Origin of the sequence: Myroides profundi (assembly GCF_000833025.1) — a bacterium.
Lineage (GTDB): Bacteria > Bacteroidota > Bacteroidia > Flavobacteriales > Flavobacteriaceae > Flavobacterium > Flavobacterium profundi_A.
Genome location: NZ_CP010817.1, coordinates 3,880,908 through 3,905,259, shown reverse-complemented (window position 1 = coordinate 3,905,259; position 24,352 = coordinate 3,880,908). Strand labels below are relative to the sequence as shown.

Below are 24,352 nucleotides of genomic sequence, written 5' to 3'. Positions count from 1 at the left end.
CCTTATTTGTTTATAAGTTGATTTGTTCTTTAATATCCCAGTTGGCACGGACATCTATCTGTTCAGGGAAGTAGACCGATTCTTCAGGCTGTCTTCTGTCCCAATAGTATCCTTTATCCCATACGCCATTTTTATTGTCATCATAGATAACTCTTATGTAGTACATTCTAGGTGGTAATGCTAAGAATTCAAATGTATTAGAGCTTTCACTATATTGACTAACGATTACTTTTTCTTTATCGTCTAGTAATTCAACGATGACAGGGTAACGCTTTAATCCATTTAGTGTAATGGTCAAGTTTCCATAATCTGTATAAGCTGTCGTTTTATTGTTCAGCACGATTGTATCATTTGCTTTACCAAAGAAGTCTGTAATAGCACCAGGCCATAATGTTACTTTATAATTATCTAGTTCTTCTTTTTTAAACTTTAGATAGAACTTTTGTTCTCTTGCTTTGTTCTCTATTGTAAAAGGAACAGCTACAGAATCTTTGTTAAAGATGGTGATTAGTTCTTTATTAATAGACTTAACTGGTGTAGTTGTTTCTACTAATAAATCAGATAGAAAATCAAGTGTACCTGATTTTCCTGACACGGATAGCGAATCTATTTCTTTCATCTTAGGTCTTGGTTTAACCATAAATGTCTTTGTAAACTCACCTTTAGTAGCTGTGAAGTGCAGAGAGTCTGCTTCTATCTTTGGGAACCAAACTTGTAAACTATCTTTATCTGCTAGTTGTGTATAAGCACTAGGGATTACTACCCCATCTTTTTTAACTTCTACAGTAGCACCCTCAGCATTCCCTATATACGGTAAGTACCATTTGTTTTGGGTAATCTGAGCAGGTCTAGAAGCCTCGAATTTCTCATCAGACTTGAACAGTGTCAAATCATAAGATTGATCTGTTGGAATCTCAATCGGTTCTTTTATAAAAGCTATTTTATCCTCAGTAGGATTAAACATAAAGTTACTGTTCTTATCCTTTAATGCCACTAAGTAATACTTTCCTGCTTTAATATTCTCTATAGAGAAAGTCGTAAGGCTGTCTAGTGTATTCGTTACATAAAGAGGTTTTTCTCTATAGATAGTAGAGTCTTTAAATGTCTCAGCATCGTATAGCATTACATTTACGAAGTTATCCGATTTTAACTGATGTGCAGTTCTGATCGTTCCACTTAGTTTCAGAGAGTCGATATAATCTCCTGTAGAGAAGATATATTTAAACTGCTTTAGGACATTACCTTCATTGTTATCCGTAATAGCATCCCCGAAGTTAAAACTATAAGTCGTATTCGGTTTTAAAGTGTCTATAAGATTGATCGTAACTGTCTTTCTAGCATTTCCCATTGGTAATACTTCAGGCATTCTATCCATAGGAGGAGAGATAATCAAGTTTTGATTTACGTTTTTGATCTTAACGAATTCGTCGAAATCAATAGTAATTTGCTTTTTGTCAAAATGTATAGAGTGGTTCTTAGGACTACTTCCTAGTACTACAGGTGGAATAGTATCTTTAGGTCCTCCTGAAATAAACCCTCTTTTAGCACAGTTCGAAAACGTTATAAAACAAAATACTGTAAAACAAACAATAAAGTATATACGAAACTTAGACATAGTTTTAATTTAAAAGACAAATTAACGACTATATTTTTTAGTTAGAAAATATGTATTATTAAAACTTTTAAATGCTACGAGCCAAACAGAGAATCGTGATTTTAGTATTCGGTATTTGTAATAATTTTTTACAGCATGCCTCTAAGGTATTCCCCGTAGTGAGGATATCATCTAGAAGTAAGAAGTGATTGTATTCCTCGTCTTTAAAGTTTAGGTCTAGATCAAAAACTTCTTTTGTTTGACTTTTTCTCTGAAAACGTGATTTAGTTGTCTGTGAAGAGGTCTGAAGCGTTTTGATTAGAAGTTGATTATTTATTTTGATGTGAAAGTGCTCACTTAGTGCTTTCGCGAAACCATCTACTTGATTATACCCTCTTTTCTTTTGTTTCTTTTTATGCATGGGGACAGGTATGATAGAAGTGATCTCCTTTAGACGCGTTGTTTTGGCTAATTGATGTGCATAGATAGTACCTAAGAAATAACTAAGTTCAGGATGATTTCTATATTTGAGATTATGGATGATCTGCTGCACTTTGCCTCCTTTAGAGAAGAAAAGTAAACTAGCAGCAAATTCTATGGGTATTTTGCCATAGAACTTAGCCATAGAATCATTTTGATCTATAAGATGTTCTTGTGTATAAGGTATGTCATCTCTACAATTTAGGCATAGATATTGCTCGTTTCTCAGTAATATGGAATTACAAGCCATACAGTTCTTGGGAAATAGGAGATTTAATATATCAATGATACTCATCTGTTATAGGATTAGATTAATCTTATTTCTACACAATGCTAAAATTAATGAGAACTTTCTCTACGTAATTATTAATAACAAATATCTTTGTGTTGAAATGAAGATATAGAAATGAAAATAGAAGAAGTACAACAGCAAATCATGCAATTAATGGTATTAATTGCTCAAAATAAGAAAGAAGAAGCCTCTGTAGCAATAGAGAAAATAGAAGAGAGTATCAATGATGGACTTGACTACGCACAGACAGATGACGAAGTAGTTCGTTGGGGTAAATTCTTGAAGATTATCGAAGAGTTAAAACAGAAGATAGGATAATGGAGCAGCACCAACCTTGTTATTGTTGTAGCGGTAAGGAGTATAGTGAGTGTTGTGAGCCGTATGTGACGAATACTACAGCTCCTTCTACTGCTGAGCAGCTGATGCGCTCTAGGTATACAGCCTATGCCTTAGCGAATGCGATATACATCATTAATACTACCCATCCTAAGACTAGACACTTTCATAGTAAGAAGGCAATTCTACAATGGGCAAAAGAAAATACATGGCAACGCTTAGAAATTCTTGTCAGTGAGGAGAGTCGTGTAGTCTTTAAGGCGTATTATAAAGATGCAGAGGGCAATGTGTGTGAACACTATGAAGATTCTTTGTTTGAAATGTTAGGAGGGAAGTGGTATTATGTATCAGGAACATTTAAGGAATAATCCTTGTGTTTTAGAGAGGGTAAATAAAAATTACTTCGTAACTTAGTGAAAATATAAAACTGTATAAGTATGAAACCAACCAGAATTGAAAGCGACTTAATAGGTGAATTAGAAATTCCTCAACAGGCTTATTATGGTGTACAGACACAAAGAGCAATCAATAACTTTAAGATATCGACAAGTAAGTTGTCTGATTACCCTGAGTTTGTTAAAGGATTAGCTATTGTAAAATGGGCGGCAGCTAAAACCAACTTTGAATTAAACGTTTTAGACGAAAAAATATATAAGGTTATCGCTGATGTATGTCAGGAGATAATAGACGGTAAGCTACATGCTGAGTTCCCTGTAGATATGATACAAGGGGGAGCAGGTACTTCTGTTAATATGAATGCAAATGAAGTTATCGCAAATAGAGCTTTAGAAATCTTAGGTTTCGAGAAAGGTGATTATCAACATTGTTCTCCAAACGATCATGTAAACTTATCTCAATCTACTAATGATGCATACCCTACTTCTCTTAAGGTAGCCGTATTCGAAATGAATAAGAAAGTAGTAGATAAGCTAGAGAAATTAGTAAAGGGATTTGAGGCTAAGGCTGTAGAGTTTGAGAATATTATCAAGATGGGAAGAACTCAACTTCAAGATGCAGTGCCAATGACTCTAGGACAAGAGTTCGGTGGTTTTGCTTTCACTTTGAAGAGAGAAATAGCAGTTCTTAACCAAGCTAGCCAAGCGTTCTTAGAGATTAATATGGGAGCTACTGCTATCGGTACAGGATTAAACGCTGTACCAGGTTATGCAGATCTATGTGCTAAGAACTTAGGAATGTTGATGAAACAACCTGTTACTTCTGCTGAGAACTTAGTAGAGGCTACATCTGATACAAGTGGATTTGTTGCTTATTCAGGAATCTTGAAGAAAGTAGCTATTAAGCTATCTAAGATTTGTAATGACCTTAGATTATTATCTTCAGGACCACGTACAGGACTTAACGAGATTCAGTTACCTCCTATGCAGCCAGGTTCTTCTATTATGCCAGGTAAAGTAAATCCTGTTATCCCAGAAGTAGTTAACCAAGTGTGCTTTAAAGTAATCGGTAACGATATGACTATCACAATGGCTTCTGAGGCAGCTCAGTTACAGTTAAACGTGATGGAGCCTGTATTAGCTCATACTCTAATGGAGTCTATGACATGGTTAGAGAATGCTATGGAAACATTAGTAGAGAAATGTGTAGTAGGTATTAAGGCTAATGTAGAACATAATAAGGAGTTAGTATTAGGAAGTATCGGTATCGTTACAGCGCTAAACCCTTATATCGGATATAAAGCAAGTACTAAAATCGCTAAAGAAGCATTAGAATCTGGTAGAGGAGTTTATGAATTAGTATTAGAACACAATCTATTAACTAAGGAGAAACTAGATGAGATTCTAGACCCTAAACATATGCTAGCACCACATTCGATCTAATCGATACGTGTTATTAAATATAAAAAGTCTCCTACTAGGAGACTTTTTTATTGTTTATAGATGTAACTTTTCTAAAATCTGTTGTCTCAATACAAATTGGTAAGTTTATTGTAGTGATATAATAGCTTTAAAAGGTTTGTTATGAAAGCATTAGTCATCGGAGGTACTGGAGCAACTGGTAAAGTACTCGTACGTCAACTACTTTGTGACGATGATTTTCACGAAGTAGTCATATTTATTCGTAAAGAATGGGATATTCAGCATCCTAAGTTAGTCGTTCATTTAGTTGATTTTGAACAAATCGACCAATGGAAGCATCTAATAGCAGGAGATGTCGCTTTTAGTTGTTTAGGGACTACGCTGAAACAGGCAGGCTCTAAACAAAAGCAATGGCATATAGATTATGGTTATGTCATGCAGTTCGCTCAATACGCAAAAGGGAATGGAGTAACTAACTTTGTATTATTATCAGCTAAGGCTGCTTCTGATAAGAGTGCATTCTTCTATAGTAGACTAAAGGGAACTTTAGAGCGCTCTGTATTGAATTTGAGTTTTGAGAATACTATTATTCTACGTCCAGGACTTTTATTACGTCCAGGGACTAATCGTATGGGAGAACGAATAGCTGCTAAGATTTTGTTTTTCTTTAATAAGCTGCGATTGTTTATGAAGTATAAACCGATAGAGGTGGTTAAAGTTGCCAATCGCATGCGTAGAGAAGCGAAGAATTATTGCTGTCGTCGCTTGATTATCGAAAGCAATGAGATATAATAAAAAGGCTTATCTCTTAGAGACAAGCCTTTCATTTATCTTGTATAGTATTATTTAAAGCTAGTAGCTATCTTAAGTAGAGCCTCAGGATCGCTGACACCCTCTTTTACATCCATCAGTTTTATCGTATCATCATCTCCTAGGCCAGTGCTCAGTGGTAGTTGCTGTGGAATCTTAGGAGTCTCACCGAACAGCGTTTGATATAGCACTATAGAGTTTACGAATACAGCATCATTAAGCATGTGACGTGATCTATCGGTATGACGTAGCATATCTTTGCCATCCTTAGTCGCAGTATAACCTTCTTTGCCAGCATAGGCAGCACCTAATACCGCTGAGAAGTTTAAGAATCCTGTGTTAGGTAACGCTTTAGCTACTGTGACACCATTCTCTACTAATAGAAGTTGATAATCTTTATAATCTGCACTATTGTACTCAAATGGAGCCGTCAGACCGTAGATATATGTAGCTACTTCAGGGCTATTTTTGGCTATCTGATCATGTACTTCTGCTGTGTTAGATTTATACTTGCCTAGCTCTTGTATGGCTATAGGTGTTGATTCTTGTAGAATCACATAGTCTAGATAGTTTCCATCTTTATCTGTTTGCTTAAATAATTTTTCAGCATTTTTCTTGTTTGAAGAGATGATCTGATCAATGCTTACCCCCATTTCTAAAAGGGATTTTACCTCTACTTGTTTATTGTTTTCTTTAGCTAATGCGTCTAACATTTTTGGAAAACTTGCGAAGTACTCCGTATGGCTATTCCCTACGAATAGTACTCGTATAGGGCCTTCTGCTTTAGGTGGAGTAGGTTTTGCGACTAGTTCTTTCATAGTCCCTCCGTCTCCCTCACCATTCTTGTTCTTATCTCCACACGATGTAAGAACTAATACTCCAATAAAAGCACTCAATAGAATCTTTTTCATAGCAATTATATTTGTTAATATAAATAAAAATAAGCAATATAAACGAGATAGTGTTCTTGTTTATAGTTTATTATCTTTAATTAGTTAACGATTATAGTTGCTATGTCTAAGTGCGATAGTGAATAGCTATAATGTAAAATAGGCTTCACAATAATGCGAAGCCTATTTCAGAAATTAAGTATGTGTAAAAGGATTATTTTACTTTATTGAACTCTAAGTTCACATTTATTTTTACATCTTTAGCGATAGCTTGTCCTGATGGATCATACGCTACTCCGAAGTCAAAACGGTTGATCGTAGTAGATGCTTGGAATCCTAATTTAGTGTTTCCTTGTCCATCATCTTTTAATAAACCACCATAAGTAAGGTCAAATGTTACAGGCTTAGTGATATCTCTGATAGTTAAGTTACCTTCTAATTTGTATTGATCTTTACCTACTTTTTTGATTGATTTACTCTCAAAAGTCATTGCAGGGAATTTCTCAGCTGCGAAGAAATCATCTGTTTTTAAGTGGTTGTCACGCATCTCGATAGATGTGTTCACACTGTTCATATCTACTGAGAATTTAAATGTTCCTTTCGTTAAGTCTTCAGGTGTTCCTTCGAATGTTCCCTCGTATTTATCAAAACGACCATCTACGAAAGAAATTCCTAAGTGCTTCACAGAGAAGTTTAAAAATGAGTGGTAGTTATCTACATTCCATTTTGTTTGGGCGAATGATGCAACAGAGAATAATGTTGCTACGAATAATAATGCTATTTTTTTCATGATAATAATTTTAATTGTTTTGTTATTTATTACAAATGTAGTACCACATTTAGCTCTAAGCACTTAACCTACATTAAGAAGTATTTGTATCTTGTGCAATTGTGGATTTTTATTTCTTTTGTTTAATCATAATCTTCTCTTTTATAGTAGGATAGAGGGGTTTATTATAATTGAAAATCTTTATCTGTATATAGTTTAGTGCTTTGTATTTCTTTGATGTTTTTTGCTCCACCTAAGAACATATTGATGGTCAATTCCTTATTTAACTGATCGATTACAGACGTTACCCCTTGACTACCTCCTAGGTGTAGTGCGTATAGTATAGGACGTCCTATCGCTACGATATCTGCTCCACTAGCTATAGCCTTAAAGATATGAGATCCTCTTCTCACTCCACTGTCAAAGATGATAGGTACACGCTTATTCACTGTCTTAGCTACTAGCGGTAGTACATCGAATGAAGATGGACCTGCATCTAGCTGTCTTCCTCCGTGATTAGATACCCATATCGCATCTGCTCCTGCTTGGATGGCGATTTCGGCATCTTCAGGTGACTGTATTCCCTTGATGATAACAGGTAGTCCGGTTAAGTCCTTTACATACTTAATGTCAGAAGGTTTAAAGTCTTGTTTGGCTTGAGCATATATTTCTGTAATACCAGCCCCTTTACCAGTCTTGTTGCCATCTGCTTGTTGTGCTGCGAATAATTCTAAGTTGCCCATTCCTAGTGGGAAAGTGAAGCCTGTCTTAATATCTTCTTCTCTGTACCCACCTACTGGCGAGTCTACTGTAAGGATGATAGCCTTAGCTCCGTATTTCTTAGCTCTGTCAAGCGTAAACTTGTTGAAGTCATCATTCTTACTCATGTATAACTGAAAGAAGAAAGGTGCTCCATTAATACCCTCTGCTACTTCCTCTATTGTTTTGTTACCATAAGTACTAAGTGAGAATAGTGATCCTGCTGCTATCATACCTTTAGCAGTAGCTATCTCTCCATCTACGTGTGATAGTCCTTGAGCTGCCATTGGTGCTTGTATGATAGGTGTTTTTAGAGGAATACCAAATAGAGAAGTAGATAAGTCTATATCCTCATGTTTAATCCCTTTTAGTACACGAGGCATGATGTATTTCTTATCGAAGTTCTCCGTGTTGATCTTTAAGTTATTTTGGTCTTCAGCTCCACCTACGATATACCCAAAGGCACCCTGATCCATCTCTGCTTTTACTTGTCCTTCTAGCTCATGTAGGTTTACTATTTTTAGTTTTTTATCAGCTGTACTCGCTTGGTAGCCTTTACCTTTTTTGTTTTTATCTTGAAATACAGTTTTTGTTGTAGAATCATTTGTTACTACATCAGCAAAGGCACTTGTCATTAGTGTTATTGCAGTTAATGTGAATATTGTCTTTTTCATAAAAAATCTGTTTTACATTTATTTATACGACAAAGTTACGGTGAGGGAGAGGAGTTAGTGGTTAATATAGATTAAGAACGTATTTGGTTGAATAAAAACAATATGTAGTATATTAAATTCATTATTTTTTGTTTTTTATGAGAATGTGGTAATGGTAATTGTTTTTAAAGGATTGTATATTTTATTTATTAGGGAGTGTTTTTTGTTTATTTAAATCTATTTATAAGAATGTATTTGAACATTTTTGACCTCATTTGGAGTTACTGACCTTAAAAGATCTTTTTAGGTTATTATGGAGTTTGATAGTTAGTTTAACTTGTTGTAAATTAGATGTCTGTGTGTTTTTAGATTAATATTGTTCGGAAGTTGTTCGGTAATACCCTGTGTTTACTCAGGCTAGAGACTTTTTTACCGAACTAAATCAAATCTGTACCCGAACAATCTCCTACTAAAGAAGAACTAAAAATGGGTTAAATTGTTTGTAAAGTACAGGTAATGTTTGAATTATGATATTTAAAGATAAGAAAAAATACAGATATCCGAAAGAAAAGAAATACCTTTGTGATAGGAAATAGGAGAAGAAGAAGATAGAATAACAACGATTATGAACAAGTATAGAAGTGATATGAACAATGAAGAAGAAAACGAAAACAATAATCAACATATAGATCATAATCAATCTATAAATTCTAATAATAATAAGTGTCAAACACACCCTCTTCAAGGTGATGAAGAACCTATAGACCCCTTACCACTAGTATCAGAACCAAGGTTATTATACAATAATCTTTCTAGTGATTATAAATCATGTGTCTCTCTAAATAATAAAGATATGTTAGTAACTCCAATAAATAAGATAGATTCAAGTCTACTAAATGTAGCTTCAGTAGAACTGACTTCTTTTTTTAAGAAGTTAGACAGTATTAGTGACCCTGTAGATCAGCTAGTATGGCAGACAGAGTTTATGGTAGCTTTATTTAGAGCAAAGGAGTTTAGTACAGCTAGACAACTTATGCAGGCGATGCTAGATCGTGATTTCTCAGAATCCTTTATAAAGACCATGCTCAGAGTCTCTAAATCCTTTAGAGAACACGACATGATAAAAGACGTATTTGAGAGCGGGATGGCTAAGCTACGCACATTCGGGCCAGTATATTAAGAATGAATGATCATAAGGTACCTACTGTAATGTTTAATAGCAAGGCTATATGTGCTAATGATTCTTTTGTCGGTATCTATAATGAGCTTACTTCTGATCGTGAGTGTGTACATGCAGGGCTTATCATCTGCTATGCGGGATCAGTATACCTATTTCATTCCCTATTTAATCGTATCTGTCTAGACGAACTAGAAGATGATGGTGTCTGTCGATACATCATCAAGCTCCATATCTATAATACGGAAGAACGTGTGCGCTCTTTTTTAGGGCACTGTAAGAGTCTGTATTCTGTGATTACAAATGATCTAGTGAAGAGTTGTTTCTATTTTGATAACTCTTATTTCACTAAAGACGGAGCATATTTCTTAGAAGGAAGTAGTACAGGTCTTGTATTGACTACATGTGTAGGGTTCTGTCTAAAGGTGTTAGATGGTGACCTATTAGAGAATAGATATTTAGAACTAGCAGATTGGGATAGTACTTCTTTAGATAAATGCTATTATGATCGATCAGTGACACGAATACGATATATAGTAGATAGTTATGGACTAGACTTCGATGCATTGATAGATTTGAATAATATAAAACGTGTATCACCTATAGAGCTATTGACATCAGGTCTATTCGTAAGTTATCCGATACGCAAAGTAAGTATAGATAGTAGGATAGATGAGGTAAGCATGCATCTATCTAGTATAAGTGAGTAATAAGTATGTTTTATGAGTAAGAGAAAATTGACTAAATGTGAGTGCTTTATATTGTTAAATATAGTGAGCATGTATCTGTTACATTTTATAGTATTACTTTTAATGGCGTTTGAAAAAGGAAATCGTAGTATAGATTTTGAATTTATATACATGATGCTTATAACTCCTTTCGTACTGATGGGAATGTCTTATATGACAACTATTCCTACATTGGTAATGATGCTAGTATTAACGTTGTGCTTGAAAGGTAGGTTTATACTTTCATATTGGTTATCATTAGGGTTTTACTTATATCTGACGTATTTTATGTTCGATTCTAATTTACATATATCATGTGTTACTTCTACTGTCTTAGCAGGAGCAATGGTGACGGGGATATTCTGGAAGGTTTGTAAGAGAATAGATGAGGATATAAAGTATGAAGCATGGTTAGAATCATAGTATATACATTTAAAAACATAAAAAAAGCCACTCTGATACAGAGTGGCTTTTGTGTATAGGGTAGATGATGGGTTACATCATTTTCTTTAACCAGTTTCTCATAGATACTTCGTTCTCTATGATGTTTTTAAGGTCAGCGATTGCTACACGGTCTTGTTTCATTGTGTCACGGTGACGGATAGTAACCGTTTTATCCTCTAATGACTGATGATCTACAGTGATACAGAATGGTGTACCTAGTGCATCTGCACGACGGTAACGACGACCTACTGCATCCTTCTCATCATAAGCTACATTAAAGTCCCATTTAAGCTCTTCGATTATCTCTTGAGCCAACTCTGGAAGACCATCTTTTTTCACTAATGGAAGTACAGCTGCCTTAGTCGGAGCTAATACAGATGGTAATCTTAATACTGTACGAGTAGAACCGTCTTCTAATGTCTCTTCTACTAATGATCTAGAGAATACAGATAAGAACATACGGTCTAGACCTACTGAAGTCTCTACTACATAAGGTACATAAGAAGTGTTAGTCTCGTTATCGAAGAACTGTAGTTTCTTACCTGAGAACTTCTCATGTGCTTTAAGGTCAAAGTCAGTACGCGAGTGAATACCTTCTAATTCTTTAAATCCGAATGGGAAGTTAAACTCAATGTCAGTAGCTGCATTAGCATAGTGTGCTAATTTCTCATGGTCATGGAAACGGTAGTTCTCTGCTCCCATTCCTAATGATAAGTGCCACTTATGACGAGTCTCTTTCCAGTATTCGTAGTACTTCATCTCTTCACCTGGTTTCACGAAGAATTGCATCTCCATCTGTTCAAACTCACGCATACGGAAGATGAACTGACGAGCAACGATCTCGTTACGGAATGCTTTACCTGTCTGAGCGATACCGAAAGGAATCTTCATACGACCTGTTTTCTGTACGTTTAGGAAGTTTACGAAGATACCTTGTGCAGTCTCAGGACGTAAGTATAAGTCCATAGCAGAGTCTGCAGAAGCCCCTAACTTCGTACCAAACATTAAGTTAAACTGACGTACTTCAGTCCAGTTTTTAGAACCTGTATCAGGGTCAGCGATTTCTAGCTCTTCGATAAGTGCTTTCACATCTGCTAAATCTCCTGAATCAAGACCACGAGCCATACGCTCTAAGATCTCTTTTTTCTTCGCTAAATATTCTACTACACGAGGGTTAGTAGCTACGAATTGTTCTTCGTCAAAAGATTCGCCAAAGCGCTTTTTCGCTTTCTCGATTTCCTTTTGAGCCTTTTGGTATAATTTTTCACAGTAGTCTTCGATAAGAACGTCAGCTCTGTATCTTTTCTTACTGTCTTTATTATCAATTAATGGGTCATTAAACGCATCTACGTGACCAGAAGCTTTCCAAGTGGTAGGATGCATAAAAATCGAGGCATCAATTCCTACAATATTTTCGTGCATTTGTACCATGGATTTCCACCAGTACTCTCTAATGTTTCTCTTTAACTCCACACCATTCTGAGCGTAGTCATACACTGCGCTTAGACCATCGTATATTTCACTAGAAGGGAAGATGTATCCATACTCCTTAGCATGCGAAATAACGTTCTTAAAAATATCATCTTGTTTTGCCATAGTGCAAAAGTAATAAAAGACTTTAAGATTAGGAACTCTGCCATTGGCATTTTAGTGTTAATAACCTAAAGTTTATTGATTTACTATATTAATTAATCGTTTTTAGTTGAATGTTGTTGATTGTATTCTGATAATATACGCTCAGTATTCTCGATATGCCCTGTCATATCCCATTCATCGTGTCCTGGTATAATGACTTTAGCATTCTTAAATTTTTGTTTTACGGCTTCGATAGTCTTAGGCCAAGCTATTACATCGCTATCGGATATATTACCTAAAGTCGTAGCTTCTGCACTCTTAATCAGGCACCCTCCGAATAATACTTCTTCTTTTAGAAACCAGACTACTGTATTATCTAGTGAATGTCCTTCTCCTAAGAAGTATACAGCCAACTTCTCATTGCCAAAGGTAAACTGTTTTTCCTTATTAAAAGAATGTTGAGCTTGTGGTTCATTGCGTTCTTTTAATATTTTATTGGTCAATGCGTAGGTATACGTCTGTGCTCCTGTACTATTAAAGTAACCTAAGCCTCCTGAACGATCTTCGTGAAAGTGGGTAGTGATAACCCATTTAATCTCTTTGTTATGATTCGTTCTGATGTACTCTACTAGAGGCTCGTACTGATCTTTATCCCAAGGTGTATCTATTAGAATAACACCTTCGTCTGTCAGCACATACATCGAATTACATGAGTATGTAACCCCTTGAAACTCTTGATAAGTAGTGTATATATACATATTATCATTGAGCTGTTTGATTTTTAGCTTGTCAGATTGAGCGTGTACTAATGTAGTACAGATTAACATCGCTATGGAACTAAGTATTTTTCGCATGGTTTATTTATTTCGTATTGAAATTAGTGATGAGGTTATACCCATGCTTTCTTCTTGAATTTTTGGATAACAGCTAAGAATTGGTTCATCTCTTCTGGTGTACCTAACGTTACTCTACTCCACTGTAATAGGGGAGGGAAAGGACGACCTACGATAATACCTTCTGATGCCATGCCATCTATATATTGCTGTTGATCACATTTTATCTTGTGGAATAAGAAGTTTCCTTGGCTAGGTAGATATTCTATTCCTAGTGCATCAAAGGTCTCAGTCGTGATACCAAGAGAGTTAGCATTCACTGCTCTACTGTGTACGATGAAGGCATTATCCTTTAAAGAAGCTGTACCTGCTACTGCAGTAAGTGTACTGATATTCTCTACTGCCATATAAGGAACTAATTCATTTGCTAGACTTTCTGTAGATAGACTATATCCTAATCTCATACCTGCCATGGCAAATATCTTAGAGAAGGTACGCAATACGATAACATTCTCTCTTCCTTCTCTGATAAAAGAAGTCCCACTCACGAAGCTTTTGTCAGTGATGTATTCTGCATAGGCTTCGTCCACCATAAAGAAGTTCTTCTTAGCGTCAACAGTAGTCACCCAATCTGCAATAGCACTAGAGTTAGTTAATGTCCCTGTCGGGTTATTAGGGTTGCATAAGTAGATGATAGAGATACCGTCAAAGCTATCTGCAGCTTGCTTCATCTTAGCTAGATCCATACAGAAAGCCTTGTCTAACGGAACATTAATGACAGGAATACCCATCCCCTCTGCATGACTAGCGGCTAAGAAAAATGAAGGATCTGGTGAGATAAGCTGTACTTTCTGCCCATTCTTGATTGCTTTATATACTTGTAAATTCACTGTGGCTCTGATCAAGTCAGAAGAGCCTGCACCAATGGTAACTTGGGCTGCTGACATCTTAAAGGTATCAGCTATGGTGTTTTGTAATTCTTTTATATAACTGTCAGGATATCGATTTACATTAGATAAAACGTCAATAATTGCATTTTTAGCTTTAGGAGATATACCTAAGCTATTTTCGTTAAAGTGTAAAAATAACGGGTCATCAACTGATGTTGGTAAACCTAAATCTGCAATAGATCCTAATGCTTGTGTTGTTGCAAATCCTTGTGTAAGGATACTTCCTGCGAACAACGTTCCTGATAGTTTTAATAAATCACGTCTGTTCATAGTGAATAGAATTACTGTATTATGTAAATAAAAAATGCCTCAATCGGAAGATAAGGCTCTTAGAAAAACTAAAGTTAGGGGATATCTATTGAATAATCGATACTTAGATTAGAATATTTTGGTATAATTTTATGAATTACACCAGAATTATGACGTTTGGTTGATGGTAGTGCAATAATCAAGGGGAAATAAGAGGTTGATTTATAAATAAGTAAGAATACACTAGGGGTATGTTAGTAGTGAAGAATAACATCATAATATCGCTATCCCTTATGAATAGTGGATTAGGTGTTATTATGGTAGTGTGAATATTTTGCGAAATAGTGCTACTTATTGTCAATGAGAGTGATAAATAAAAAATATTCTACTAAATATTTTGTTGTAAGTTAATTTGTGTTAATTTTACATAGACTTTAATAAGGTATATATCTTTATGATAATTAAGTAAATAAGGTATTACCTAATAATTTAAAGGTTGTTTAATTATATACAAAATTAACTATGAAAAAAATCACGTTTATGGTATTAGGAATGGCTGCTATGGTAGCTGTTGCTTGTGGTGAGAAAAAAGAAACTGCAAAAGAAGGAGAAGCTACTACAACTGAAGTAGAAGCACCTGCAAAAGAAGAGGCTCCTGCTGCTTCTGGATACGATGCAGTATTAGACAAGTATGAAAAAATCGCTGATGAGCACATCGCTTTGATGAAAAAAGTACAAGCTGGAGACACTGCAGCTCTTACTGATGCTACTAAAGTAAGCGAGGAATTAATGAAAATCGCTGAGGAGTTACAAAAAACTGATCCATCGACTATAACTAAAGAGCAAACTGCTAGATTCCAAGCTATCGCTGAGAAATATCAAAAAGCTTTAATGCCTTAATTAGGTGTTATCACGATATAATATGAATGCTATCCTTTATGGGTAGCATTTTTTTTATAATTAAGGTTTTAATGTTATAGTGTCCCATTAGTTGCGACCATTATCGACCATATAAGGTCAGGTATAGTCATAAGAGTCTATATCATCGAAGCGGTATCAATAGAGTAGTAGCTTTGTGGTGTAGTTCTTTGACATATTGTTTATTAGTGATTCCTTATTGTGTAAAAAGCAAAAGGGAGTATTATCTAGATAATACCCCCTTAGGTAGTGGATGAAAAGTGAAGTTATTCTTCCTCTTCTGTATTTTTTAGCTTCATTAGTAATGTGTAGGCTCCTTTAGCGACTATCTTCTGATTAGCTAATTGATCTGCGTTTATTATTTGTACATATCCATCTTCTTTAGGGCCGATTTGTACTGGAGTCATCTCATAAGTCTGTTTTGCTGTTTCTATAAAAACATAGTTTTGCTTTTCAAAATAGACAACACTTTCTTCAGGCAAAGCTTGTGATACAGCTGCGTGTGTATCTATGTCAGCATTCATGTACATCCCAGGAACTAGTTTCTTATCAAATGCTTCAAAGTGACAATGTACATCAGATACACCATCCGTGTTTACATCCATGCTGATCAGTATAATCTCTCCTTCATATTTCTTATTAGGTGCACCGTTAGTATAACTTACTACACGCTGTCCAACCTCTAGTTTATCAAGGTCTTTTTCGTACACTTTTAGGTTTAGATGTATATCTGTAGGGTTAATTAATTCAAACATGACATCAGAAGGGGTTACATACTTACCTACATTGACAAAAACGTTACTCACAAACCCATTAATAGGGCTGTATATATTAATAGTTCTACTAATGTTAGTATGAGTCAGTGAAGCAGGGCTAATGTTGATTAAACTTAACTGCTGTGCTAGGGCATTCATCGTGATGCGTTGATTATTCATCTCTGCTTGCGCGATTTGCATTACCTTATCACTACTTGCTTGACTTGCGTTTAGGTCTTTCTGACGGTTGTAATCTAGTTTTGCAAACTCATATTTGTCCTTAGCGATTAAGTAATTCTGTTGTAATTGAATATACTGAGGGTCTTCCATCGTAGCGATTAGTTCACCCTTTTTGATATGCATACCAGGTAATAACTTAGTACTTTTAAGGTATCCCCCTAGAGGGTTAATTATGGAGATGAGGTTCTGTGGAGGAACATCTATTTTACCATTTAGCTTTAGTGTTGTCGCTATTTTGCGCTCAGTCAGAGAGCCCGTTTCTATAGTTGTATTCTTCATCTGTGCATCAGTTAGATGTACAGTGGTTGTGTCTTTGTCTGTTGCAGAGATAAGATCTTCTTCTTTTGGCTCTGTCTTACATTGGGTGAATAGTGTGATACTCGCTAAGGCAAGTCCTAGAACAAAGTATTTGGTATTGATATATTTAGATAACATGATCATTAATTATTAGAAGTTAAGTAGTTAATCTGGATGATATTGTCATTGTACATTTTTAGGGTATCTAAGTACTTATTAACAGTTTCTAGAGCTTGGTTAATCAGCATTACATATTCTAGATAGTTGATATCTCCGTTGATGAATTGTAATTGGGCTGTCTTTGTAATTGTATTAGAGTTATCAAAAGAGAAACTTTCATATTTATTTAGAATACCTTGGTTGTTCTGATGTGCTATTAACAACTGTTGATAACGTGAGTTCATAAGGTCTCTAGTCATCGTGTATTCTGCTTCTGCTACCTCTTCAGCTACTTTAGCACTCTTAACACGACCTCTCTGCCCACTAGTGAATAGGGGTAGTGAGATACCTACTTGAAAAGAATGGAAACGATTATTCCTGTCGTAATACACATCGTTAGCCGCCATGCCCATAAAGCTACTGTTATTATAAGCAGCTTGTAGGTTAGGGAGTTGTTTAGAGCGTTCTAGTTTAGTTTGTTCTTGTGCAATTATCTTTTGATTTTCTATCAATTGTAGCACAGGGTTATTCTCTAAATCACTTTCAAGACTAGACAGTTCTAACTTCTTCTGTTCTAAAGAAGGAACGATGTTCTCAGATGTATTTAGTAAATACTGAAGCTGAAGTTGGATTAACTGTTTTGTTTTTTGTACTTCACCTAATTGTGCTTGAATACTTAGTTGTTGATTCTGAGCCATTGTTTTCTCTAAAATATTGCTCTCTCCTTTTTGTAGACGAAGAGTAGCCTTACTGTAGAAATTAGCGTACAGACTGTCTGCACGTAGTAATAGTGCCTCTTTTTCTTGCCAATAGATAAAGTCATAGAAGTTCTGAGTGACTGTTTTCTTTAGCTCATATCCCTTTAGGTTAAGGTTATAAATGCTTTGTTGATGTTCAGCTTTGTATACGTTCTTCTGTTTATTATATACCGTAGGAAAAGCAAAGTCCTGAGCAATAGAGAATTTATTGTCCGTATAAGGACCGTTTATTTGTCCAAACTCTCCTGTGATAGTTGTTTGTTGTATATCTGTGGCTGTTCTAATAAATGCTTTAGCATATTCTGTTTTTAGTTTTTCTGCACGGATAGTACTGTTATTCTCTATCGCTTGGGCTAGGGCATTCTCTAGACTTATAGGTGTCTGCGCTTGAGCAGAAAGACCTAGTCCTAAGAAGATAGCAATAGCTGTTATCGCTTTTTTCTTTTTCATAAAGCTGAAGTGTAATTTTTGTTCAAATGTGATATACAACAACGGTAGTATAAATAGGGTAAGGAATGTAGCTAACATTAAACCTCCGATTACTACTGTTGCTAATGGGCGTTGTACTTCTGCTCCTGCACCGTTACTCAATGCCATAGGTAAGAAACCAAAGGATGCAACACAGGCAGTCATTAATACTGGACGAAGTCTAGATTTAGCTCCTCTAACTACGATGAATACAATGTTTTTTATTCCAGATTTCTGAAGTCTATTAAACTCAGCAATAAGCACAATCCCGTTTAGAACAGCTACACCAAATAGAGCTATAAAGCCTACTCCTGCACTAATACTGAATGGCATGCCTCTAAGTGCTAATAAAAATACACCTCCGATGATAGAAAGAGGGATGGCAGTAAAGATCATTAAACACTCTCTGATATCTCTAAAGGCAAAGAACAACAATAGGAATATCAAGACAAGCGCTAAGGGAACTGCTATGGCTAATCGCTCTTTTGCTTCGTTTAAGTTTTCGAATTGTCCTCCATAGGTGATTTGATAACCTGTAGGTAGTTTGATTTGTGCTTCTACTTTCTCTTGTAGCTCTTCTACTATACTCTGTACATCACGATCTTTTACATTAAACCCTACGAATATTCTACGCTGTGCATTTTCACGTTGGATTTGATTAGGACCTTCTTTTATTTCTACATTCGCTAATTGATTTAGTGGAACTTGATTACCTAAAGGTGTTGGGATTAAGAGATTCTCGATATCAGATAATTTTTTTCGATTGGTCTCGTCCATACGAACAACCATGTCAAAGCGCTTTTCTCCTTCATACACCATACCTGTGCTCTGACCGGCTAATGAAGAATTGACTATTCTATTAATCTCAGCTATCGATAATCTGTAACGTGCAATAGCAGGACGGTTATACTCAATCATTAATTGTGGCATTCCTGTTACAGGTTCTACATATAGGTTAGTAGCTCCTTTTACACCATTCGCTATATTGCCTATCTTACCTGCTATTTCTGCTAATTGATCAAGGTCTTCACCGAATACTTTGACTACTACATCCTGTCTAGCTCCTGTCATTAATTCGTTGAAACGCATTTGTACAGGGAATTGGAACCCTACAGTTACCCCAGGTACTTCTTCTAATGCTTTAGTCATCTTCTCTGCTAGTTCTGGAAAAGTCTTTGCTGATGTCCATTCCTTCTTATCTTTTAGGATAACCATCATATCACTAGCGTCCATAGGCATAGGATCTGTAGGTACTTCTGCACTACCGATCTTAGTCACTACTTTCTCTACTTCAGGGAAGCGTGATTTAAGGATATGTGCAGTCTTTTGTGTACTTTCTATAGTCGTGGTTAATGTACTTCCATTTAATACTTTTGTATCTACTGCAAAGTCTCCTTCTTCAAGAGAAGGGATAAACTCTCCTCCTAAAGTAGATAAGATGTATAGGGCAATAGCAAATAAGACTCCTACAATAGCATAGATTGTTTTTGGTATTTCTAATACTTTGACAAGGCATTTTTGATAGAACTTTTCTAGTTTAGCTATTACTCTTTCAGAGAAGTTTGGTTTATGAGTTACTTTTCGGCTCATAATTAGAGAGCTCATCATTGGTACATACGTTAATGATAATAAGAATGCTCCTAATAAGGCGAAGGCTACTGTCTGAGCCATCGGTTTGAACATTTTACCTTCGATACCTTCTAATGTAAGAATAGGGATGTATACGATAAGAATGATAATCTGACCAAAGACTGCACTGTTCATCATCTTAGATGCTGAATGTACTACAGTCTTATTCATATCTTCTTGAGACAGTCTATTCATTGATTTATACCTGGCGTTATGGGAGAACTGATGGAGGACGGCTTCTACAATAATAACTGCTCCATCTATTATTAATCCAAAGTCTAGAGCTCCTAAACTCATTAGATTACCACTTACTCCGAAAAGATTCATCATACAAATAGCAAATAACATCGCTAGGGGTATAATAGAAGCTACTAGTAGTCCTGCTCTCATATTTCCTAAGAATAGAACTAGTACAAATACTACGATAAGGGCTCCTTCAGTTAGATTGGTCTCTACAGTACCGATGGCATTATTAACCATTTTAGTACGATCAAGGAAAGGTTCTATAACAACGCCTTCAGGCAAAGTCTTTTGGATTTCAGCTACTTTTTCTTTGACATTCTTGATGACATCATTACTGTTTTCTCCTTTAAGCATCATTACGACAGCTCCTGATACTTCGCCTTTATCATTATAAGTCATGGCGCCATATCGTGTAGCATGTCCTATCTGTACTTTAGCCACATCTCTTATTAAAAGAGGCAGTTCAGTATTTTTAGAAGTAATAGCAATGTTTTCTATATCTTCTATAGAGGCTACTAATCCTTCTGTGCGTATATATAATACAGTTGGTCCTTTTTCTATATAAGCCCCACCTGTATTCTCATTGTTGTTTTCTAAAGCAGAGAACACATCGTTAATGGTAATGCCATAGGCGTCTAGTTTGTTGGAATTAACAGCTATTTCATATTGTTTTAATTTCCCTCCAAAACTGCTTACTTCAGCTACTCCCTTTACAGATAGTAATTGACGGCGAACAACCCAGTCTTGTATTGATCGCAATTCTGTAAGATCATATTTATCTTCATAGCCTTCTAAGGGTCTTACTACATACTGGTATATTTCTCCTAGTCCTGTAGAGATAGGACCTAGTTCTGGTTGTCCAATATCTTGTGGAATATCTGCTTTAATTTGATTTAAGCGTTCTCCTACTTGTTGTCTTGCCCAATAGATATCTACGTCCTCGTCAAATACAATAGTTACTAGAGATAATCCGAAACGAGAGAAACTTCTCATATTCTTAATCCCTGGAATATTACTATTTGCTTGTTCTATAGGGAAGGTTACTAATCGCTCTATATCTGTAGCTCCATAAGAAGGCGCAACAGTAATAACTTGTACTTGGTTATCTGTGATGTCAGGTACGGCATCAATAGGTAGTTTAGATGTCTGGTAGATACCAACACCGATTAGAGCTAATACAAATAGCCCAATGATGAGTTTATTCTTTACAGAAAACTCAATTATTTTATTTAACATGATTTCAGTCTGTTAATACGTTAAAATTGCGTGATAGGTATAGCCAACTTCTCCATGTATAAATACACAGAAAGTTAACTTATTCTTTGCGATAAGGTATTAACAGTATTTAGGCGGTTGCCAAATAGAGGATAGGTAATTACTCTCAACTTCATCTTCGTTGAAAGCGTGTATTTTATTGTCAAGTGTATTGAACTTAATACGGTCTATTTTTAGAATTGGAGCAGGGGTAACGATACCTACTATACTTACAAAGTGTGTGTGCGTAACGAAAGGTAGTTTCTCATCCATAGGATCTCCTTCTTCTTTATGACTTTCACTGTAATGTATTTGTAAGAATCCCCAAATAGATAAATCTGGATTACTTGTCGTATGCTCAATATAATGTTCAACCAATAGAGGAAACTTCAACACCTGACCTAGCTCAGTTGTCGAAATTAAAAAGAGTGCCATAAGAAATATTGCTATTTTTCTTTTCACTTTAATTGGTTGTTTATGAATTGACTAGTACAAAGTTACTAATTCCTTGTATAATTATGACGCAAGATAGTAATTTGTATTTATTCAAAGTAAATATACTATTAAGTTCTAATGAGATTTTAATAATGAGGTTGATGTTATGTAGGTTGAATAAAAAAGCACCTATCTATTAAGAGTAGGTGCTTAGTATCTCTATGATAAAAAACTATCTTCGTCAAAGTCATATTCCTTATTGAAGAAAACAGAATCACTGTGAATAGCTTCAAAGTGTTCTTCTATTTTTTCTAAGGTATAGATAGTTTCTAATTGTCTCCAATGTTCTCTAGTTAATGGTAAGAATGCTAATGTATCTGACCCATCTGATATTTTGCAAAAGCGAATTTCATACTCAGGCTGTAATATACTGTTAAGCCATATAATCGTATCATCTCTATCTACAATGATATGAGTATGAGTCTTATTGTCATAATTTACCTTTAGTTGTAGTTGTTCATTTGGTAGGTCTTTTATAGATGCTGATAGATGCCCTGTCTGAAGACAAGTTTCTATATATTCTACTATTGCATCATCGTAATCACTCCAATCTACCCAAATCACTAAATCGCTCTGTAAAGAGTGAAAATCTTCGTATAGACCTGTTTCGAAGTACTTCTCTAAAAGTGTTATTTTGTCTTGCATATATAATGGTTAAGCGTTTATATCATCCCTAGAATACCTAACTAAATTACTGTAAATTAAGTAAAAATAAAAGGCTTAAAAGTTAAAATAAACCTTTGTATAGTTTAATACTGACACAAATATTATACTACGATTGTGGTTAATAATTCTTATTCATTAAAAGGTTCAAACTCTCTTTCTGAAAACGCCTCAGTTAGTATTCCTTTTGTACAAAGCCATTCTATAGCTTCGTATAAATTATTTCCTAAAACATAGATGTCCTCTTCATGTCTAGGCAATACAAAATAGGTGTTGTTATAGAATATAATCTCATCTCCATCAAAAGTATCTCCTATGCAAATCCCTTCTAATACCTGTTCTTTAGTTAATACATCTTTACCATCATCCCAGAAGTAGTATTGCGTTACTCGTTCTAACCATTCTTTTCTCTCTGTTATAATTCGATTAGGAGCATAGATACGGATATATGTGCCTCCTAGTACACCTACCCCATATTGTAAAATATAGGTCTTATAATCTTCTTCAAAATTAAAGTTTAGTACTTGTTCACAATTGTTAATATCCTCAACAGATGGTAATACTAGTTCTGATGATTGTGTATGGATATTAGGTATGACTGTATAGTGATTGAATTTACTCATTTATATATATTTATCTTCTATATTATTTAAACCTTCTTTAAAGTCTTTATTGATTTGATACAACTCTTCAATCGCAATAGGATTGATAGATGTAGAATCAATGTGCTTTCCTTCTTTAGTCCACATAGGAGGGAAAATATGAAAAGCCTTGTCTAACGGAAGTTGTGCCGTATCTTCTTTCCATGTATTCCATCTAAAATCTTGATAAAACTGATCTATATTACCTGCTATGAAAAAATAAATTAAGTCTGAATAACTGATATCAAGTGGCTCAAAGTCTAATGTGTCTGGTGCAAAGTAATATACTTTACCTATGTCCTCTCCTAGACCTCCACTATTGATACAGAAGTAGCCACCTAAGACATCTAATGCGATAATATAGTAACCACTAGATTGATTGTTTTGATCTATTGTTTTGCCTTTGTTCCATTGATAACTAGAAGGTAGTGTTTCTGTTCCTCCACCTAGTACTCTGATCCATCCATTGTCTATCAGTATTCCTCCAGTCTCATATACTATAGCACCTAGAGGAGAACGTGTCGTTACTTGAAGTTGTAAGAGAGCTTCTTCAGCTACCTCTTTATTGTATTGAGACAATAATGCTATTGGTCTTACTGCATCGTTTAGCCATTCATTGATAAGAGCAATTCCTGGTTCTTCTAAGTTTATTAAATCAGTAAGTGTTTTCATCCTTTATTTTTTGGCAAAATACAAAAAAAAAGGTTGTCTATTTAGACAACCTTTTTATAAAGTATGTGGGTATGTTATATGTTTAACTACCTAAGACTGCTGCTGTAGCAAAAAGAGTTAATGTCAATATAAAGAGAACAACACCTATTAGTGAAATCACTAAACCTGCAATTGCTAATCCTTTTGGTTTTCTAAATACTCCGATAGCAGAGAAAATTAATCCTAATAACCAGCATATTCCGTTTATAAAAGGAAGCCAAAATAGAAGAATTGCAACAATTGATAAAATAAATCCTGCTAATCCAAGATTATTCTTTTCTGGAACTACAGGAGGATAATAAGCTTGTTGTTGATTGTATCCTTGTTGTGGAGGAGGAGGTGTAGATCTAACTTCTTGCTCTATTTCTCTCTCAAGTTCTTTTGCAGCCTCTACTACAGGCTCAACAACTTCTTCTTTTATCGTCTCAACGATTGGCTCAACAACTTCTTTCTCTATGTTGTCTACTGTCTCTTCAATAGAAGACGTTACTTTATCAACAATAGATTCTTCGTGTTTAGTTTCTTCAGATGAAGGTACTGGAGGAGGAGTATGCTCCGTATTTTCAGGAACTTTCTTCCCTTCTAGGTTTTTATTATCTTCCATAGTGGTTTTATTTTATTAGATCAAATATAGTTTTTATTTAACAAATAAAATATACTTATATGTTTAAAAATCAATATTTAATTAACTCTTTTTGGCTAAAATAGTATTGAGTGTTCTTTTTTGCTTCTTTGGTGTTAATTTGTATAGGTGTTTTTTTAAGA

The 24,352-nt window shown here is 35.1% G+C and carries 23 protein-coding genes; 8 read left to right on the top strand and 15 right to left on the bottom strand.

Annotation, left to right across the window (positions count from 1 at the left end; translation table 11 throughout):
- Positions 1 to 10 precede the first annotated feature (10 nt).
- Entirely contained in the window at positions 11 to 1,615 is a 1,605-nt protein-coding gene (locus MPR_RS17300) for an Ig-like domain-containing domain (RefSeq protein ID WP_041894774.1), read from the bottom strand.
- Positions 1,616 to 1,682: 67 nt separating this feature from the next.
- Positions 1,683 to 2,369, bottom strand: a complete 687-nt coding sequence (locus MPR_RS17295) for a ComF family protein (protein WP_235280472.1) — start codon at positions 2,367 to 2,369, stop codon at positions 1,683 to 1,685.
- Positions 2,370 to 2,480: 111 nt separating this feature from the next.
- Between MPR_RS17295 and MPR_RS17290 the strand changes: the two genes are divergently transcribed.
- The 4 genes from MPR_RS17290 to MPR_RS17275 all read left to right on the top strand — a co-directional run bounded on the left by MPR_RS17290 (position 2,481) and on the right by MPR_RS17275 (position 5,311).
- Positions 2,481 to 2,684, top strand: a complete 204-nt coding sequence (locus MPR_RS17290; RefSeq protein ID WP_006259864.1) for a hypothetical protein — start codon at positions 2,481 to 2,483, stop codon at positions 2,682 to 2,684.
- On the top strand, positions 2,684 to 3,070 hold the full coding sequence (locus MPR_RS17285; RefSeq protein WP_041894771.1) for a YchJ family protein: 387 nt from the start codon (positions 2,684 to 2,686) through the stop codon (positions 3,068 to 3,070). Before MPR_RS17290 ends, MPR_RS17285 begins: the two co-directional genes overlap by 1 nt.
- A 69-nt stretch (positions 3,071 to 3,139) precedes the next feature.
- Positions 3,140 to 4,540, top strand: coding sequence for an aspartate ammonia-lyase (gene aspA / locus MPR_RS17280; RefSeq protein ID WP_041894768.1), 1,401 nt, complete (start codon positions 3,140 to 3,142; stop codon positions 4,538 to 4,540).
- A 141-nt stretch (positions 4,541 to 4,681) separates the two neighbouring features.
- The gene (locus tag MPR_RS17275; protein WP_041894765.1) at positions 4,682 to 5,311 is read left to right on the top strand and encodes an NAD(P)H-binding protein; all 630 of its coding nucleotides are present in this window, start codon (positions 4,682 to 4,684) and stop codon (positions 5,309 to 5,311) included.
- A gap of 50 nt (positions 5,312 to 5,361) precedes the next feature.
- On the opposite strand, the gene MPR_RS17270 is transcribed toward MPR_RS17275, so the two are convergent.
- The 3 genes from MPR_RS17270 to MPR_RS17260 all read right to left on the bottom strand — a co-directional run bounded on the left by MPR_RS17270 (position 5,362) and on the right by MPR_RS17260 (position 8,421).
- Entirely contained in the window at positions 5,362 to 6,240 is an 879-nt protein-coding gene (locus MPR_RS17270; RefSeq protein ID WP_041894762.1) for a hypothetical protein, read from the bottom strand.
- A 193-nt stretch (positions 6,241 to 6,433) separates the two neighbouring features.
- Positions 6,434 to 7,009, bottom strand: coding sequence for a YceI family protein (locus MPR_RS17265; RefSeq protein WP_006262375.1), 576 nt, complete (start codon positions 7,007 to 7,009; stop codon positions 6,434 to 6,436).
- Positions 7,010 to 7,173: 164 nt separating this feature from the next.
- On the bottom strand, positions 7,174 to 8,421 hold the full coding sequence (locus MPR_RS17260; protein ID WP_041894760.1) for a lactate oxidase: 1,248 nt from the start codon (positions 8,419 to 8,421) through the stop codon (positions 7,174 to 7,176).
- A 604-nt stretch (positions 8,422 to 9,025) separates the two neighbouring features.
- On the opposite strand from MPR_RS17260, the gene MPR_RS17255 reads away from it, so the two are divergent.
- Genes MPR_RS17255 through MPR_RS17245 form a run of 3 tightly spaced genes read left to right on the top strand, consistent with a single transcriptional unit; the run spans position 9,026 to position 10,728 of the window.
- The gene (locus tag MPR_RS17255) at positions 9,026 to 9,580 is read left to right on the top strand and encodes a hypothetical protein (RefSeq protein WP_041894758.1); all 555 of its coding nucleotides are present in this window, start codon (positions 9,026 to 9,028) and stop codon (positions 9,578 to 9,580) included.
- A 2-nt stretch (positions 9,581 to 9,582) separates the two neighbouring features.
- Positions 9,583 to 10,287 (top strand): hypothetical protein, encoded by a 705-nt coding sequence (locus MPR_RS17250; protein ID WP_041894755.1) that lies wholly within the window; start codon positions 9,583 to 9,585, stop codon positions 10,285 to 10,287.
- Between the two features lie 12 nt (positions 10,288 to 10,299).
- Positions 10,300 to 10,728, top strand: a complete 429-nt coding sequence (locus MPR_RS17245; protein WP_139177125.1) for a hypothetical protein — start codon at positions 10,300 to 10,302, stop codon at positions 10,726 to 10,728.
- Positions 10,729 to 10,800: 72 nt separating this feature from the next.
- Here the strand turns inward: MPR_RS17245 and MPR_RS17240 are convergent, their stop codons facing one another.
- The 3 genes from MPR_RS17240 to MPR_RS17230 all read right to left on the bottom strand — a co-directional run bounded on the left by MPR_RS17240 (position 10,801) and on the right by MPR_RS17230 (position 14,377).
- Positions 10,801 to 12,345, bottom strand: coding sequence for a glycine--tRNA ligase (locus tag MPR_RS17240; protein WP_041894750.1), 1,545 nt, complete (start codon positions 12,343 to 12,345; stop codon positions 10,801 to 10,803).
- A 92-nt stretch (positions 12,346 to 12,437) separates the two neighbouring features.
- Positions 12,438 to 13,178 carry an MUS family subclass B1 metallo-beta-lactamase gene (gene blaMUS / locus MPR_RS17235; RefSeq protein WP_041894747.1) on the bottom strand — a complete coding sequence of 247 codons (741 nt, stop codon included), beginning with the start codon at positions 13,176 to 13,178 and terminating at the stop codon, positions 12,438 to 12,440.
- Positions 13,179 to 13,213: 35 nt separating this feature from the next.
- A complete protein-coding gene (locus tag MPR_RS17230; protein WP_041894745.1) occupies positions 13,214 to 14,377 on the bottom strand; it encodes a pyridoxal phosphate-dependent aminotransferase in 1,164 nt (387 codons plus the stop codon).
- A gap of 501 nt (positions 14,378 to 14,878) precedes the next feature.
- Here MPR_RS17230 and MPR_RS17225 point away from each other — a divergent pair.
- Positions 14,879 to 15,256, top strand: coding sequence for a DUF6591 domain-containing protein (locus MPR_RS17225; protein ID WP_006266722.1), 378 nt, complete (start codon positions 14,879 to 14,881; stop codon positions 15,254 to 15,256).
- A gap of 284 nt (positions 15,257 to 15,540) precedes the next feature.
- Here MPR_RS17225 and MPR_RS17220 read toward each other — a convergent pair whose 3' ends face one another.
- From MPR_RS17220 to MPR_RS17190, 7 genes are all read right to left on the bottom strand, one after another.
- Positions 15,541 to 16,704: an efflux RND transporter periplasmic adaptor subunit gene (locus MPR_RS17220; protein WP_041895628.1), complete on the bottom strand. Its 1,164-nt coding sequence runs from the start codon at positions 16,702 to 16,704 to the stop codon at positions 15,541 to 15,543.
- 5 nt (positions 16,705 to 16,709) lie between these two features.
- Entirely contained in the window at positions 16,710 to 21,059 is a 4,350-nt protein-coding gene (locus MPR_RS17215) for a CusA/CzcA family heavy metal efflux RND transporter (RefSeq protein ID WP_041894742.1), read from the bottom strand.
- Between the two features lie 99 nt (positions 21,060 to 21,158).
- Positions 21,159 to 21,512 carry a hypothetical protein gene (locus tag MPR_RS17210; RefSeq protein WP_041895624.1) on the bottom strand — a complete coding sequence of 118 codons (354 nt, stop codon included), beginning with the start codon at positions 21,510 to 21,512 and terminating at the stop codon, positions 21,159 to 21,161.
- Between the two features lie 219 nt (positions 21,513 to 21,731).
- On the bottom strand, positions 21,732 to 22,217 hold the full coding sequence (locus MPR_RS17205) for a hypothetical protein (protein ID WP_041894738.1): 486 nt from the start codon (positions 22,215 to 22,217) through the stop codon (positions 21,732 to 21,734).
- 149 nt (positions 22,218 to 22,366) lie between these two features.
- Positions 22,367 to 22,858, bottom strand: coding sequence for an SMI1/KNR4 family protein (locus MPR_RS17200; protein ID WP_041894736.1), 492 nt, complete (start codon positions 22,856 to 22,858; stop codon positions 22,367 to 22,369).
- Complete coding sequence (locus tag MPR_RS17195) at positions 22,859 to 23,548, bottom strand: DUF2625 family protein (protein ID WP_041894733.1); 690 nt, start codon at positions 23,546 to 23,548, stop codon at positions 22,859 to 22,861.
- A gap of 82 nt (positions 23,549 to 23,630) precedes the next feature.
- Positions 23,631 to 24,191 (bottom strand): DUF4190 domain-containing protein, encoded by a 561-nt coding sequence (locus MPR_RS17190; RefSeq protein ID WP_041894731.1) that lies wholly within the window; start codon positions 24,189 to 24,191, stop codon positions 23,631 to 23,633.
- Positions 24,192 to 24,352 lie beyond the last annotated feature (161 nt).